The 15,565-nt window shown below is 47.4% G+C and carries 11 protein-coding genes; 7 read left to right on the forward strand and 4 right to left on the reverse strand.

Annotated elements, in window-relative coordinates; all coding sequences use genetic code 11:
* The first annotated feature begins 166 nt into the window (after positions 1 to 166).
* From ACJJI6_RS05980 to ACJJI6_RS05995, 4 genes are all read left to right on the forward strand, one after another.
* The gene (locus ACJJI6_RS05980; protein WP_475712805.1) at positions 167 to 1,384 is read left to right on the forward strand and encodes a CaiB/BaiF CoA transferase family protein; all 1,218 of its coding nucleotides are present in this window, start codon (positions 167 to 169) and stop codon (positions 1,382 to 1,384) included.
* 118 nt (positions 1,385 to 1,502) lie between these two features.
* Positions 1,503 to 2,693 (forward strand): AMP-binding protein, encoded by a 1,191-nt coding sequence (locus ACJJI6_RS05985; protein ID WP_475712806.1) that lies wholly within the window; start codon positions 1,503 to 1,505, stop codon positions 2,691 to 2,693.
* Positions 2,694 to 2,754: 61 nt separating this feature from the next.
* On the forward strand, positions 2,755 to 3,726 hold the full coding sequence (locus ACJJI6_RS05990; protein ID WP_475712807.1) for a methyltransferase: 972 nt from the start codon (positions 2,755 to 2,757) through the stop codon (positions 3,724 to 3,726).
* Positions 3,727 to 4,189: 463 nt separating this feature from the next.
* Positions 4,190 to 5,542: a lectin-like protein gene (locus ACJJI6_RS05995; RefSeq protein WP_475712808.1), complete on the forward strand. Its 1,353-nt coding sequence runs from the start codon at positions 4,190 to 4,192 to the stop codon at positions 5,540 to 5,542.
* A gap of 272 nt (positions 5,543 to 5,814) precedes the next feature.
* Here the strand turns inward: ACJJI6_RS05995 and ACJJI6_RS06000 are convergent, their stop codons facing one another.
* From ACJJI6_RS06000 to ACJJI6_RS06015, 4 genes are all read right to left on the reverse strand, one after another.
* Positions 5,815 to 7,062 carry a DUF418 domain-containing protein gene (locus tag ACJJI6_RS06000; protein WP_475712809.1) on the reverse strand — a complete coding sequence of 416 codons (1,248 nt, stop codon included), beginning with the start codon at positions 7,060 to 7,062 and terminating at the stop codon, positions 5,815 to 5,817.
* 311 nt (positions 7,063 to 7,373) lie between these two features.
* On the reverse strand, positions 7,374 to 8,201 hold the full coding sequence (locus ACJJI6_RS06005; RefSeq protein WP_475712810.1) for an SDR family NAD(P)-dependent oxidoreductase: 828 nt from the start codon (positions 8,199 to 8,201) through the stop codon (positions 7,374 to 7,376).
* Between the two features lie 222 nt (positions 8,202 to 8,423).
* Positions 8,424 to 8,981: a hypothetical protein gene (locus ACJJI6_RS06010; protein ID WP_282932883.1), complete on the reverse strand. Its 558-nt coding sequence runs from the start codon at positions 8,979 to 8,981 to the stop codon at positions 8,424 to 8,426.
* 73 nt (positions 8,982 to 9,054) lie between these two features.
* Complete coding sequence (locus tag ACJJI6_RS06015; protein ID WP_475712811.1) at positions 9,055 to 9,948, reverse strand: hypothetical protein; 894 nt, start codon at positions 9,946 to 9,948, stop codon at positions 9,055 to 9,057.
* A 199-nt stretch (positions 9,949 to 10,147) separates the two neighbouring features.
* Here ACJJI6_RS06015 and ACJJI6_RS06020 point away from each other — a divergent pair, with 199 nt between their 5' ends.
* The 3 genes from ACJJI6_RS06020 (at position 10,148) to ACJJI6_RS06030 (ending at position 15,401) form a co-directional block, all read left to right on the forward strand.
* Positions 10,148 to 10,549 carry a hypothetical protein gene (locus tag ACJJI6_RS06020; protein WP_475712812.1) on the forward strand — a complete coding sequence of 134 codons (402 nt, stop codon included), beginning with the start codon at positions 10,148 to 10,150 and terminating at the stop codon, positions 10,547 to 10,549.
* Between the two features lie 185 nt (positions 10,550 to 10,734).
* Positions 10,735 to 12,273 (forward strand): efflux RND transporter periplasmic adaptor subunit, encoded by a 1,539-nt coding sequence (locus ACJJI6_RS06025; RefSeq protein WP_444927918.1) that lies wholly within the window; start codon positions 10,735 to 10,737, stop codon positions 12,271 to 12,273.
* Positions 12,267 to 15,401, forward strand: coding sequence for an efflux RND transporter permease subunit (locus tag ACJJI6_RS06030; protein WP_475712813.1), 3,135 nt, complete (start codon positions 12,267 to 12,269; stop codon positions 15,399 to 15,401). The genes ACJJI6_RS06025 and ACJJI6_RS06030 overlap by 7 nt, the downstream gene beginning before the upstream one ends.
* Positions 15,402 to 15,565: the final 164 nt, after the last annotated feature.

The following is a 15,565-nucleotide window of genomic DNA, read 5'->3' on the forward strand; positions in this document are numbered from 1 at the left end:
ACTCAATGTCCGCCGTAACTTCAATAGATCCTAATAACCAATGCAAACTTCGTACTCTCTTTTCCCACATCAGATTTACACAGTGATCTATAAACTAATACCCACTTGTAACTAAGTGGCAAAACTTGGCTGGCCATTAATTTTGTTTGCGCAAATCAGGTATATCATGATGCTCCCTCTCCACGGAAAGCGTATTCTTTCATTCGAAACCTGGGGCGCAGGTTCCTTTCATGGCACTTTACTAGCTTTTCTGGGCGCAGAAGTAGTCAATATTGAAGACCCCAAACAAGGTGGGAATCCACTTAGAAAAATGGGATCTATCTATCTTGATGAAGCTCGCGAAGACAATGAGACAAGTGAATCGACGCTCCACAACAAGAAGAGCTTGGCCCTGGATATCAGGGATTCCGCTGGCAGGGAGGTATTCTTAAAGCTTGTGAATAACTCACACGCAGTTATCGACAACTTTCGAGGTTCTTTGCCCGAAGAGTTAGGCGTTACCTATGCTGACCTCAAAGTGGCGAACCCCAAAATAGTTTGTACCCATCTCTCAGGGTATGGCAGAGACAACAATAGAAAACACTGGCCAGGATATGATTTCCTTATGCAGGCAGAAACTGGTTGGATGTCAGTGACTGGAGAACCAGGATCTATCCCAACCAAAGTTGGCGTATCAGTAGTGGATCTCCTGGGGAGTGTCTATTCAGCCCTCTGTACAGTTTCAGGGTTACTGCGGACCGAAATCACAGGAAAAGGCGGTGATTTTGACACTAACTTATTCGATATTGCGCTAAATTGCCTCTGCTACCAAGGGTTATGGTTTCTCAACGAGGGGATAGTCCCGGGGAAGCAACCTCGCTCAGCCCACGCATCCCAAGCACCTTGCCAATTAGTAAAGACAGCAGATGGTTGGTTTTATGTGGCCTGCTTAACCCAGAAATTCTGGGAAATGCTTTGTCACGAACTAGGCTCCGATTTATTACAAACTGATGCCCGCTTTTTGACCAATGAAAGCAGGATGCAAAACAGAGAGCTGCTGACAGAAGCTCTAGACCAGCACTTCCAGAAGAGAACAACAAAAGAATGGTGCGCTCAAATGGAGGGTAAAATCCCCTGTGCCCCGGTCTATGATATCGCCGAGGCGCTTAACAACCCCTATGTCCAAGATAACGACAAGACTGTATCAATTCCCTATGCACGCAGTACAAGCCGTGACTCAATACAATTTATAAACGCCCCCTTCTCTATTCCCGACACTCCTCCAGTGCCTTTCCAGCAAGCACCACTTTACGGAGAGAACACTCGAGAGATCCTTGGTGATTTGGGTATCCCACAAGGTGAAGTGGAGTCCCTGGCAAAAGCTGGCGTGATCTATTGCTGCTGAAATGCATCGGTACTGATGAGGATAACTCCCAATTGGCCAGACCACTCTCTACCTAGGCGCCCTGTTACTACAATTTCCTCAGTTCCATCCGATACCTCACCACCCCAGGAAGACGGGATTGAACGGGAGCTACCTTAACGCTATGAACATCGGCCACCTGGATTGGAATGCCATTCTCGCCCACGCCCGCAGCCTTTCACTCTACGGTGGACCAGATATACCTGTTTCTGCCGTCTGTCTCGATGACATCCCCGTTTGTGGCCCCGTTGAACTGAAACATATCAGCCAAAATGCCGCGCAGGAACACGGAGCCATTATCATGTCTAGCGGCGGCACAACTGGAAAGCCGAAGCTGGCCTATACACCTTATCACCAGGCAACTCAAAGATTGCTGAAGGAATGGCGCCCGCTCAGCTCTCAAAGTGTTCTTCTTAACCTCTTTAATCCTGGGCGGCTATGGGGTGCACACTACTTCATTCAAACACTGGCAGAGGCTTCCAAATGCACCATTGCACCTACAGGCCCCTTTATACCTGGTGAGGTGGAGAATTGGCTGGAACTTCTACATAACATCGATGTGGACTCACTTGCTGGCGCCCCCACAGGACTGGCAGATTTTGCCGAAGGAGTACTAGGTTCAGGCCGCCAACTCCCAATAAAGACAATTATCTGGATGGGGGAACCTTGGACCAAAGCAAAGTTGAAGGTCATACGTAAGGCTTTCCCTGATGCTGGGCTGTGGTGCGACTATGGATCGGTAGAAACCAATAGCATTGCTGTCAATTCCCCTGAGTGTGATTTGAACATATATCACCTTTTAGCAGACCAATTGATCGAAACTGACGATCAAGGCGCCCTGCTTACCCGTGTAGGTACAGGGTGGACGGTACCGATAGTGCGTTACCGGTTAGGTGACCTAATCCAAAAAGCAACTTGTCCCTGTGGTCGTCCTAATGGCCTATCTATTCAGGGGAGAGCAGATGACAATGTCGATTTATGCAGCGCTCTTCTGGACCTCAATAAGATCATAGAACTCACCTATGAATGTGAAGGCGTCGAAGAAGTTCAACTACTTCTCAGCGGCGACACCCAAACAAAAAAGTCTGCTGATTCAATTGTCGTTCAGTTCACAGGCACGGCAAGTGCCAAGAGCATCTGTGAGCATATTTTGAACAACATTCACAACCTAGCCTCTGTTGTCAGACAGTACCCTCAGTCCTTCACAGTACAAAAAGCCGAGCGACTTAAGCGTATCGAACGCACCAACAAAGTTCCCCGGGTTATTTGGAGAATGAGCGATGGGAAATAGCGGTAGAACTCAAAGCATAACTCCCCCTAGCGCATCCGACGGCCCTATGTGGGACCGTCTTATGGGAAACTATAATTTTGCCTGCCTGATGGTTTCTGCAAGGTTGGATATCACCGGGCTAATTGAACGCGGTTACGATTCCTGCGAAGCACTCAGTAAGGAATTGCAGCTCAACAATAAAGGAATGGGTTTCTTTCTGCTGATTCTGAGTCATTTGGGGTATATCTGCTTCGACAAACAACAAGTGAAAAATACAGAGCTGGGGAAATGCTACCTCTCCAAGAATAGTCACTACTATTGGGGAGAAGTCTTACTCGATCCTTTTCAAATCTATGACATCAATCACCTGGATAAAAAGATACTCACCAGCTTACAAAGAGAATATGAGCTGGAATGTAAAGGTCGCTCTGTAACCGACATGTGGCAAAAAAATGACATGGACAATGACTCGGCAGCAGCTTTTACTCATCTGATGCATTCGCAGGGGTTTGCCTCCGCAGTTGAGGCTGCTTCCTGCGGTATTTTTGAAAACGCTCAAACCCTACTCGATGCCGGTGGAGGCTCTGGAACCATTGCTCTCGCCTTCTGCGATACCTATCCTGAGCGCAATGCGCTGCTCTTCGACCTGCCGCCGGTTTGCGATATAGCAGCAATGTATATAAATAAGTTCAAGAAAGACCAGCAAATCCAGATAGTTAAAGGGGATTTCTTTAGAGACCCATGGCCTGAGGGGTTCGATGGCATTTGCTTTAGCAATGTGTTGCACGATTGGCAGCATGCTACATGCCAAATCTTAATCGACAGAGCCTTCGCACTTTTACCAAAAGGTGGGCAGGTATTTATCCACGATATGCTCTTCGATGATACTCGTTTAACGCCAAGCTTGTTCTGCTTTCATTTGTTTATGAACCACGGCTCCCAACTATACTCAGCCAAAGAGCTTTATCGGATGCTTGAGACAGCAGGATTTGTAAATCCTCAATCATACCAGGCACTCGGCTATTTCTCGGTATTATCGGCCAGAAAACCCTAGCCCTACCCTTATTATCCTATTTTACTTATATGCTATCTATCGCTACTTCCACGAGCACTTCGTTTTTTGATTACCATTTCGTCACCGACTGACTATTAGGGTATTAGATAGAAAGTGTTTAACCTTTAAATAATAGTAAATAGTTTTTGATTTAAGCATTATAAAACTATAACTTTGTGAGGTGCTTCTCGTTAATACATTTAAAGTAGCTAACAGGTTATATCTTTTCGATATCATTGCTTTCGCACTCTATTGCCCTTCAGGGGTTTATACTTGAAACATTTGAAGATTATTGAAGTTCCTGATATCCGACCTCACAAGGGAGATGTGTAGAAATAAACTTCATACGTTTAGAGACGCAAGTATTGCTGCATGCGATTACTTTTATCTCGGCAGTCGTAATAGAGAGCGCAATTAAATCTGTTTAAAAAATAACAAACTCAGGCGAACAGTAGGAATAATAATGAAAAAAAACTATTCATGGCCACTCTCGAAAGGGCTAAAGAAGATTTGTATCGCTCTATTTAGTTATATAACGTTGATGAGTACGCCTCTATTTGCAGAGACCGATCCTTATTCAATGTTGGTTCAATTCAACCTCTATTACGATTACGAGACAGAGCAAGGTACCAATGACCACGCAAAATATGCACTCGAGCTACAACGGCGCCTGACTTACTCAACACCAATTCGCTATACACAAGTCCTTGCAACACACAACAGTTATAACTCTGATGCCTATGGTGCTATCTGGGTAGGCTCTGAACAATCTGCCAGGGTTAAAGACCAAATTGATATTGGTGCTGAAATTATTGAGCTGGACCTGCATCAGTTCAGTGGTGAACAATATTTTTGTCATGGCTCATTCTATTGCAATTTCTGGCTTGATCCTCAACGCGTTCCTATCTCTACTGTATTGGGAGATTTGAGGGATTGGGCTTACAAGCAGGATCAATATGGCACTAACCGTACAGTAATCGTACATATCGAAAATGCGGTATCGTCCGGTGCCCAGGTAACTTTTAAAAATCATCTTATAGATCAGATAGGCCTGGAATACATTTACACTCCCCAAGACTATAGAGAGGACTTTCCCAATGGGGTTGAAGTCACGAGCTATAAACGAACCTCACTCCCCTCTCAAGAGTTATCACGGGAGACAGTCCGTAAACATGATGGTGTAAATGGAAAAAAGAGATTCGTATTTTTCTGGACAAAAAATGACAGCAATATTGGGGATGATAATGAGTCATTCGATGTAATATTCGATGGATGGGGAGGACTGGACCGGCACTGGAAGAGTGGCGATGACGACTCCTTGGATAACTGGGATGACGGTATCAACACCGTAGAACACTATGATGTCAGTGCTACAGACAGCAGATTTCAAAGTAAAGGACTGTGGTCTTGGGGAGAGGGAGAACCCAATGATCATGGTAACGGAGAGGACTGCGCTGTTATCAGAAGCGACGGGCGCTTTAATGACCGCCAATGTGATCGCTCCTATTCATTTGCTTGTAAAAAGCGATTAAATGGCGAACTGCATGTAAACGACTTAAAAGATAATGGTGCTATCGATTACCCTGTTATGTGGTCACTAACTACGAGGAGGTCTACCTGGTTGAATGGAGAGAGTGAATGTCAGGCACTGGGTACTCAATGGCACTTCGATGTGCCTCGCAATATGATGGAAGCGCTCGCATTGAAAAGTAAGCTGGCAGCTGCTAGTGAGACAGCAGCCTGGATTGCTTATACTGACCAGGATAGTGAAGGTACAATTGAAGGTGACTTTATAATAACAACCGTAGATTACTAAAAAGATATTGTAAGGTTCTTTGTCTTAAGGTAATTAGAGATCTACTAACTTTCAACTTGATCTGACAGTTACCCGCTTCTTAAAAGAAGCCCTGTCAGATCAAGTTCAATCATGCCTATTTTTAATATGATAACATCTTATCTTTACGGCCAATCATCCTATAAAAATATTTAAAAGACCTCACAATAAAAAATCTGTGGTACAGGTAACAAGCTACCGATGACTCCTATTCTCAAGGTTAACAGCAGCCCGCCTAATTTTAGCTATGAACTCTATAAGCGCTGTTCGGTCGCTGGTACGCCCCTTTCCTTTATCATAGGTGCAAACCTGAAATATGTTAAAGTTCGCCAAAACCACTCTAGCGGCCCCATACGAAATGCCTTGAGCCAAAGATCCGAATAGGCCAGCTGAAACAGGCCCAGCAGCACACAGACCACAAGTACTTCTATACGTGTCAGCTCACCATACAAGCCCAATCCAAAGCCATAAAAAATATAAATGCAAATAAATGATTGAGCCAAGTAATTGGTAAATGCCATCCGTCCAACACTTTGGATTTTTCCTTTGATCCATAGGTGCTTACCTAACTTGAACCAAAGGCAGATCAATCCGATATAACCGATACTGGTAAATGTGGACCCTACCAAATTAAAAATGGCACCATAGGTGAAGTAATCATCCATACTCCAGTCATGACTATAGTTCCAAATAAGCCCTATACCGGTCAATGTCACACCAATAGCCACCCCAGCAATAGCTAGTTTTTTGTAGGCAGACGAACTGGCTTTGCCACGTAGGATATCCAACTTAAACAGGCCCATTCCCAGCAACATCATAGCGGCAGCTTTTAAAACAATGGAGAGACTAAAGTAGGAAATAACGATTGCTGATTCCGGACTAGAAGCTAAATTACCAGCAACTAATCGACTCCCGACCAGATCCCAGAACCCTCCTCGATATATTTCTATATCTTGCTGGATCTGCGCTGTATCAGGGGCAAAAATGGCTGCCGTTGCATATCGAGCTTCTCCTGTTAGGGGTTGTATAAAAGCTCCTGCCAGATATGAGCTATATGCTGACAAGGCAAGAGTAATCACCCCCAATGCAATCAGCCAGCTTCCGCGCAACTTGCGGAAAAAATAGGCAAACATGGCTATAAAGGCATAGATCATCAGGATGTCGCCTTCCCAAATGAAGATGCCATGACAAAGGCCTATCAATAACAGCCAGAAATTTCGACTGTAATGAACTTTTGCAGCAGACTTATTCTGTTGCTCGCGCTTCTCAGCTAAAAGTATGATCCCCGCGCCGAATAGCATGGCAAAAAGCCCCATGAACTTTTGATCAGCAAACAAATGGAAAAAGCTAAAGAGAAAATCATTCAAAGGGCCATTTGGCAAATAGGCCTTTGGATTCAAATAAGCCGCCATAGGCATAGAGAAATTTATCATATTCATTAAAGGAAGCCCCAACAAAGCGACTCCCCTCAACAAATCCAACTGTGATATTCGATCCTGCATATAAGTCCTTTTAAAACTAAAATACGTTACAGATATAAAGAGGTGGAGATTACAGGAAAAAAGGAAGAAATCGCTATATTTTTTCTGATCGCAGGTACCAACTAGGACCTTTCTAAGGAAGCTTTGATAAATGGACTTCTAGCCACTCCCATGGGATGAGAGCATGCATCTGAGAAAAAAATTCTCGCAGCGAGTTCCATGGCACTTCAGATTATATGCGGCTTCGTCAAAGGTGGCTAGGTACAAGATCTTGACGGATAGCGGAATACTACCAAGTTGGCTCGAAATTAATCAGAAGTTCCCTAACTAAGCTAAATATCAATTAACGTATTACTATCTAGCATCGCCTTCGCCTGCTGAAATGCAGTTTCGGGTACATAAGGATGGGAGAAAATCCAAAACTGCCCGCTTTCTATACCACTAGTAATGATATCAGCAGCTTTTTCTGGCTTCATACCTTCAGAAACCACCTTGACAACTTTGGCTTTAACTTTTTTCTCGACTTCAGACTCAGGGTGAATTACCGCTACACTTGCAGGCCTATTACGTGAAGAGTCGAGAATATTAGTTTTTATAGCACCAGGACAAAATACAGAAGTTTTTATAGGCGAGTTAGCCAAACGAAGATCCCGCTCTAAACTTTGCATTAAACCTACAACACCAAATTTTGAAACATTGTAGGCCCCTAAGTACCCTATACCATATAGGCCGGATTCCGATGCTACAGACAATATATGGCCCTCGTCATTCTGTTCGATATGAGGGAGAAATACATGAATACCGTTAATAGGCCCCCACAAATTCACTGATAAAATCCACTCCCATTCATCCATAGAGGTTTCTGCTATAGCCCCCAAAGGACCTATTCCGGCCACATTACAGAACAAGTGTACCTTATCAAAGTGTTTTAAAGTTCTATCGGCGATGTTTTGCACATCACCAAGTTTAGATACATCTGCTTGTACGCATATACACTCAGCACCTTCTTGTGCTATCAACTTGGCTGTTGATTCGAGATGACTTAGGGTATATCCGGCTAATACCAACTTCATTCCTTTTTCGGCTAAACGTATTGCTAAAGCCCGCCCTAGTCCACTTCCCGCTCCTATAACAACAGCAACTTTATCAGACAAATCCATAACTTTCCTTTTTACAATATATTCAACATGACTAGGAACTTTAGATTCAACAAATCCTTAAATAGTTGATATATAGCTATTCACAGCAATAAAAATTGAATAAATTGAACCTCTACCAATAGTCTGAATAACTGCCAGGAATCTTATCCTTTAGCCCTTCAGTTGAAGTCTGTTGTGGCCATTTAAGCCACTTAAACTTTAATGAAGCTATAGATTAACAACCTAATGAACCGGGTATTGTATTTCTTTAGCTATCACCCACATTTTATAATCTGCAGGCATTTCAGATAAGTAATCGAGAGTTCGATAAATAAGATGTTTCTCCATTTCATCGACCCCAGAAGACTTGCTCCAACCTTCTGCTGCTAACCGGTACATAAAAGTAACCAAAAGGAATTTCTGTTTGCTCGATAACCCATTTCCATGACCATTGATCATCATATGCATGGAAACAAGGTCATAATCCAAGTCAAAAATTGACTCATCAACCTGGACGGATATCTGGGCCGAACGACCCGATACAGAATTCCCCCGCGCAATCACCTGCATTTCATCAAGAAAGAAGGAGACATGAGCACTATTAGCGGCAGAGCTGTTTTGATATCGGCCTCTTAGTGCCAAATCCCTTATCTGACGATTTGAAATTTCACCCTTTAGCCAGAGTTCCGTCATCTGGGTAAACGGATCGTAGTCCTCGCTCTGGACTATATATTCATCGGCAAAGGGGGACAAAGAATAGAAAAGCGCGACAAGCCAAAAACAGATCCTTGTTACAGTCATTACAACTACCACTCGAAGTGAAGACCATGCCACGCGGTCGATTATGATGGGAAGTCTATTAAATTAAGTATAATCAAGAATTATTGTAGGAACATTGATCGGGAGGACACTTGCACTCATTTACGGGCGAATCAACCGGAGGCTTAAATTCCACATTGATCTTAGCTTTTTGAGCCAATCTTCTTTCCCTATGACTTTCCAAACCCTCCCTCATCATTGCGCTGATCTCTCCAGAGAGAAATTGATTTACAAACATTTCGGCCTCTTGATCCAAACTGTAATCACTGGGCCCCATTCCATTTCGTGACTTATATTTCGATAAGCTATAGGTCAGTAATATCTCTTGAGCCTCATTATCAAACTGGCTGAATAAGTCTATGGTCCAATTAGTTCCCACCATGTGTTCAAGAGCTTCAATATTATCTTTAAGCTCTAGATAAATAGCGGAAAAGTCCTCACCGCCTTGAAGGATCCGGCCAATGTAGCCAGCTTCCTCTTTGTGGAAATAATCCAATCTTGCCTGGATGTTTATTTCTTTGATGTCATTGGCGATAACATAGCGACCCAACTTTTCTACTTCAGTCACAGTCATACCAAGCTCATAAAGCTCCTCCTGATTCATCGGCAACATATGCCAAGAGGAGAGTATCCTCAGCAGCCTATATGATGTCACCCACTCAGGATTCTCTCCTAAATCAATTTCGTACCAAGCGGACTTCTTCTCAAGCCCATACTTACTGAGGTAAGACAAGTCTTCCCCCCTATTAGCAGCTTCTCTAACAGCCCTCATTCTTTGCCAGGCAGCCCAGTTCCGCTCCCTACTCAGCACCCATTCACTGTTAATCTCTTCATTATGTTTATAGGTAGTCGCAAATAACTCCTCGAGAGATGTGCGTTTAGAATCTGCAAAAGAAGGTGCCGCCAATAAACAGATCAGAAGGAGGCAAACCGGAGGAGTTAATTTCATAGAGACACCTTGTGGTGCTGTTGTAGTCGCATTTATCGAAGGGAATCTACTAACTATCGTCAAGAAATCTCTGCCGAAGGGTTAACCTGTGCCGTAATTACCCCTAGTAGAAGAAAGAAAAACTTGGAAATACCCCTTGGTCACATAGCGAAAGCAACCTTTGTCGAACAACCGGCCTCTGGTGTATGATTTATCAGTAATGAAAAACTATCCGTCCACATTTCGCGCCAAGCTGATAGCCATGGCGGCCCTGCTCCTGCTGATCTTGCAGGTGCAGACCGTGCTCGCCTGCGAAATGATGGAGGACCCCAAGCCATCAGCGGAATGTTGCTGCGATGATATGGCTAAGGGGTCAGACTCTGATGATGACTGTTGTGGCTATGACGCCCAAGTCTCCCTAAAGACTTCGCTGGACGACCATCAAGTTGCCGTCACCGCCGCATACTTGAATCTGGAACTTCCCCAGTTGGCGCCACCGCCAACTTACCAATGGCCCCAAATTCTGGCTCCGCCTTTCGGTACCCCTGAATTATCTCCTACTGCGACAGAATCCCACCCCGGCAACCGAACCTGGCTTGCCACTTTGCGCCTGCGTATTTGATCACTCCCTTTCTCTCTGACTAGCGAAATATGCCCCCAGCCCATGTTTGCTGGCGGCTTCAGAAAGATTGTTCTAGGAGTGAACCTTTTGATTTCCCAACAAGCTATAGCGGCCATTGGTGGCCTGCTCATTGATAACGTGCTTTGCGCGCAGATGCCCCTTTCCTTCATTCAGGAGGGTGCCCTATGAGCCAGCAAAGAACATTGAGCTTAATCGCCCTTACCCTGCTGTTAGCGGCTGCCGGCGCGGCCTTTTATTGGAAGAAAATTTCTGCACAAGCCGAAGCTCCAAATGCTGATTTTGTGCAAGCTGGCCCCTTCCAGATCGCAGTGTCTGTCGATCCGCTGCAACCCCAAGCGGGTAAAAACCAAATTCGAATTGAAGTTCGCAATGCTGACAATAAGCCGGTATCTGGAGCCGAAGTTCGCGCGGTAGCCGAGATGCCCGCCATGGGCGCCATGCCAGCTATGCGTGCCGTCGCCGATATCAGTGAATCCAGCCCCGGCATTTTCACCGGTGAAATTGAGCTGGCCATGGTGGGCTCCTGGCCCATGGTGGTAGACGTAGCGACAGGCCACGATAAACATGTCGATCTTGCCTTTGATATGAGCACCAATCGCAAAGGCCTGCGCCTAAAGTCTGCGCCTGAGGCTTCAGATACCGCCTATTACACCTGCTCGATGCACCCGTCGGTGAGAGCTGCCGAAGCCGGTAGTTGCCCTATTTGCGGTATGAACCTGCAACCTGTGAGCCACGATGAACTGAAAAGTGGCAGCATTGTGGTGGATAGCGGCCGACGCCAGGCTATTGGTATCAAAACCGGTATCGTCGAGCGACAGCCATTCGCCTTGCCCATTCACCTGCACGGCCAGGTCACCTATGACGAAACCCGCTTGCGGGATATCAGCCTGCGCTTCGACGGCTGGATTGGTGAGTTGGATGCAGATTTTGAAGGCAAGCAGGTTAAGCGCGGCGAAGTACTCTTCTCTGTTTACAGCCCCGAGTTGCTCGCAGTCCAGGACGAGTATCTAAAGGCCCGCCGCCGTGGCGATGCCTTGGAGAAAGCAGCACGAAGGCGTCTACTGCTGTGGGGTCTCTCTGAAGAGCAAATCGACTGGCTAGTTGAACAACAAAAAGCGCAGGACTATATCCCGATTTTTGCACCCGCCAGTGGTGTGATTATTGAGAAGAATATTGTCGCGGGCTCTGCGTTTGAAAAGGGCGACAACCTGCTGCGTATAGCCGATCTCAGCCAGGTTTGGATTGAAGCCCACGCCTACGAAGATCAGTTGCCACTGATAGAAAAAGGCATGCCGGCCAAAGTGCGTTTAACCAACGTCTACCACGAGGAAATCCCTGCCACCCTCACCCAGATTGATCCCTTCCTTAATCACAATAACCGCAGTGCACGGCTGCGTGTGACCCTGCCCAATACCGATGGTGAACTGCGCCCGGGACTGTTTGCGGACATCATGTTAACCGCCGAACTGGGAAACCTCCTGGTGGTACCCAGGGATTCAGTATTGATCTCCGGCAAGAAACGCATTGTTTTCCGCGACTTGGGCCAGGGTCGTCTGGAGCCGGTGCAGGTACGCACCGGTTATGGCGACAGCGACAGGATTGTTATCCGTTCTGGCCTCCAGGCAGGAGATAAAATTGTCACCTCTGGAGTATTCCTGATCGCGGCGGAAAGCCGCCTGAAGTCGGGGGTACAGCAGTGGTAAATTCTGAACCCAAAGGGCTGATTGCCCGAATTATTGGGGCCTGCGCCGGTAAGCCGGGGATCACTTTGATTCTTGTAGCGATCGCAGCCCTGGCTGGATACCGGGCGCTAACCAGTGTCCCCCTGGATGCTATTCCGGACCTGTCCGACGCCCAGGTGATTGTGATGACAGACTGGCCGGGGCGCAGCCCTGACCTGGTCGAGGATCAAATCACCTACCCGCTTTCCACCGCAATGTTAGGGCTGCCCAAAGTCAAATATGTGCGAGGCCAGAGCTTTTTCGGTCTCAGCTTTGTCTACGCCATCTTTGAAGACGGCACCGATATTTACTGGGCCCGCTCACGGGTTCTGGAGTACCTCAACCAGGTAGCCGACCAGCTCCCAGAAGGTGTTCAGCCAAAGCTTGGCCCGGATGCTACCGGAGTGGGCTGGGTGTTCCAGTACGCGCTGGTTGATCGAAGCGGTAATAACGACCTGCAAGAACTGCGCGCACTACAGGATTTCAAGTTGCGCTATTGGCTCACTTCTGTTGAAGGCGTGGCCGAAGTTGCCTCCATTGGAGGCTACGAAAAGGAGTACCAGGTCCAAATCGACCCCCATCGCTTGCAGATGTTTAAGGTTCCGCTTGGTAAAGTGGTCGAGGCCATTCGCCGCAGTAACAACGACACCGGAGGAAGAGTACTGGAGATCGCGGGCCACGAACATATGGTGCGTGGCCGTGGCTATATCCGCAGTGTTGACGATCTCGAAGAGGTGGTGATCGGGGTCAATGCGGCAAAGATTCCGGTGACTTTGGATCAGGTAGCGGATATTACTCTGGGGCCTGCGATGCAGCGCGGTATTGCCGAGCTGGACGGCGAGGGCCAGACCGTAGGTGGCATCGTGGTGATGCGCTACGGTGAAAATGCCCTCAAGGTTATTGAGAGAGTTAAAGAGCGTATCAAGCAAGTCCGTGCGGGCTTACCGGAAGGCATTGAGCTGGTAGTGACCTATGATCGCTCAAAATTAATTAATAGTGCGATCGACAATCTCAAGAACACCCTGATTGAAGAGATGCTGGTGGTCGCCGCTGTGATCGCTATTTTCCTACTCCACGCCCGCTCCGCATTGGTAGCTGTAATCACTCTGCCGATTGCAGTTTTACTGGCCTTTATTCCACTGTCCCTACAAGGGCTTACCGCCAACATTATGTCACTGGGAGGTATTGCCGTAGCCATCGGTGCCATGGTGGATGCGGCAGTGGTAATGGTGGATAACATCCACAAAAAGCTGGCAGCCGATGGGGATAAGGAGTTGTCTCCAGGCGAGAAAAGAACGCTAATCGTTCGGGCAATGCAGGAAGTCGGACCGAGTATTTTCTTCTCCCTGATTATTATCACGGTTTCATTCCTGCCGGTATTCGCGCTGGAAGCTACCGAGGGCCGCCTATTCAAACCCCTCGCCTACACCAAAACCTACAGCATGGCTTTCGCCGCCCTATTGGCAATCACCTTGATTCCAGCGCTCGCGGTACTGCTAATGCGCGGCAAAATTCGCAACAGGGAAAACCCGATTTCCCGCGTTTTAGTCCATACACTACAGCCAGTGATTCACTTCTGCGTGCGTCAACGCAAAGTTGTAGCCACTCTCGCGGTATTAGCTCTGGTTTCCGTGGCCTACCCCATTAGCAAGCTAGGTGGTGAATTTATGCCACCGCTCAATGAGGGCAGCATCCTGTATATGCCTACCGCCCTACCCGGCATGTCGGTTACCGAAGCGGGCAAGGTGCTCCAACAAATGGACGAGGAACTGAAAGCCTTCCCAGAAGTTGAGCATGTCTTTGGCAAGATTGGCCGTTCCAACAGCGCCACCGATCCTGCACCGCTCTCAATGGTAGAAACCGTTATCACTCTGAAACCTAAAAGTGAGTGGCGTCCCGGCATGACTTGGGACGACCTGCTGGCGGAAATGGATGAAAAGCTGCGCTATCCGGGCATGCCTAATATCTGGTGGATGCCCATCCAAACCCGCACTGAGATGCTCGCCACCGGTATTCGCAGCCAGCTCGGCATCAAAGTGTTTGGGGATAACCTGGAGGAAATCGAACAGACTGCTTTGGCCATCGAAGAAGCACTGCGCAGTGACCAGCGCACTGTGGAGCAAACCCGAAGCGTCTTCGCCGAGCGTCTAACCGGCGGTTACTTCCTGGACTTTGATATCGATCGCGCACGGGCTTCCCGCCACGGCTTGAATGTACAGGATATCGAAGATGTGATCGCCGCAGCGGCTGGTGGCCTGGCCGCAACCCAGACCATCGAAGGCCGCGAACGTTACGATGTGTTAGTGCGCTATGCCCGCGACTACCGGGATACTCCTGAACAGCTGGAACAAATCCTGGTCCCCGCCTCTGATGGTTCCCAAGTGCCCCTGAACCAGCTGGCTGATCTGGACTTCCGCACTGGCCCGCCCATGATCCGCAATGAGGATGGGCAGTTGGTGGGCTTGGTATTTGTCGACTTGAAGGGCGATATCGGCGTTGCAGATTATGTTAATCGCGCAAAGCAGGTTGTTGCCGATCAGGTTAATCTGATTCCCGGGCAACGTATCGCCTGGGCCGGCCAATACCAATACCTGGAGCGCGCCAAGTCCCGCCTGCAATGGTTAGTGCCCCTGACTTTGTTGGCTGTGTGCTTCCTCCTGTATCTGCATCGAGGCAGGCTATCCGACACCCTGTTTGTACTCACCGCCATGCCAATGGCACTGATCGGCGCCTTCTGGCTGCTGTACCTGCTCGACTACAAACTGAGCGTTGCTGTATGGGTAGGCATGATTGCCATGGCTGGTCTCGCCGCTGAGATGGGGTTGTTAATGCTGCATTACTTATCTGCCGCCGGAAATAACTCTGATCGCGGCAATACTGCGACTGTTGCCCAAGCGGCAGCTGGCCGTATTCGCCCGATGCTAATGACCAGCCTGACACTGTTAATCTCATTGATACCAGTCATGGTTTCCGATGGCACCGGTGCAGATGTTATGAAACGGATCGCAGCACCAATGGTGGGCGGCACCATAACCACACTGCTGTTTGTATTGTTAGTGATGCCCGGGGTTTTCTATCAGTGGAAGGCCCGCGAAGGAAAGCAAAGCTGACGTTAGTAAATTGGGGCACCGGGTTTATGCTACCCAGTGCCTCAGTTCTCATTTCACAAGAAGATAATCTGAATAGAAGAGACTATGACGGGAACAAGGTGATTCATAGGTTTCTTCAGGGTTAACTGTTAAAATTCCATACAGATTTTGTATCGCACAAACTG

Source organism: Microbulbifer maximicatervae (SeqCode), from assembly GCF_056232625.1.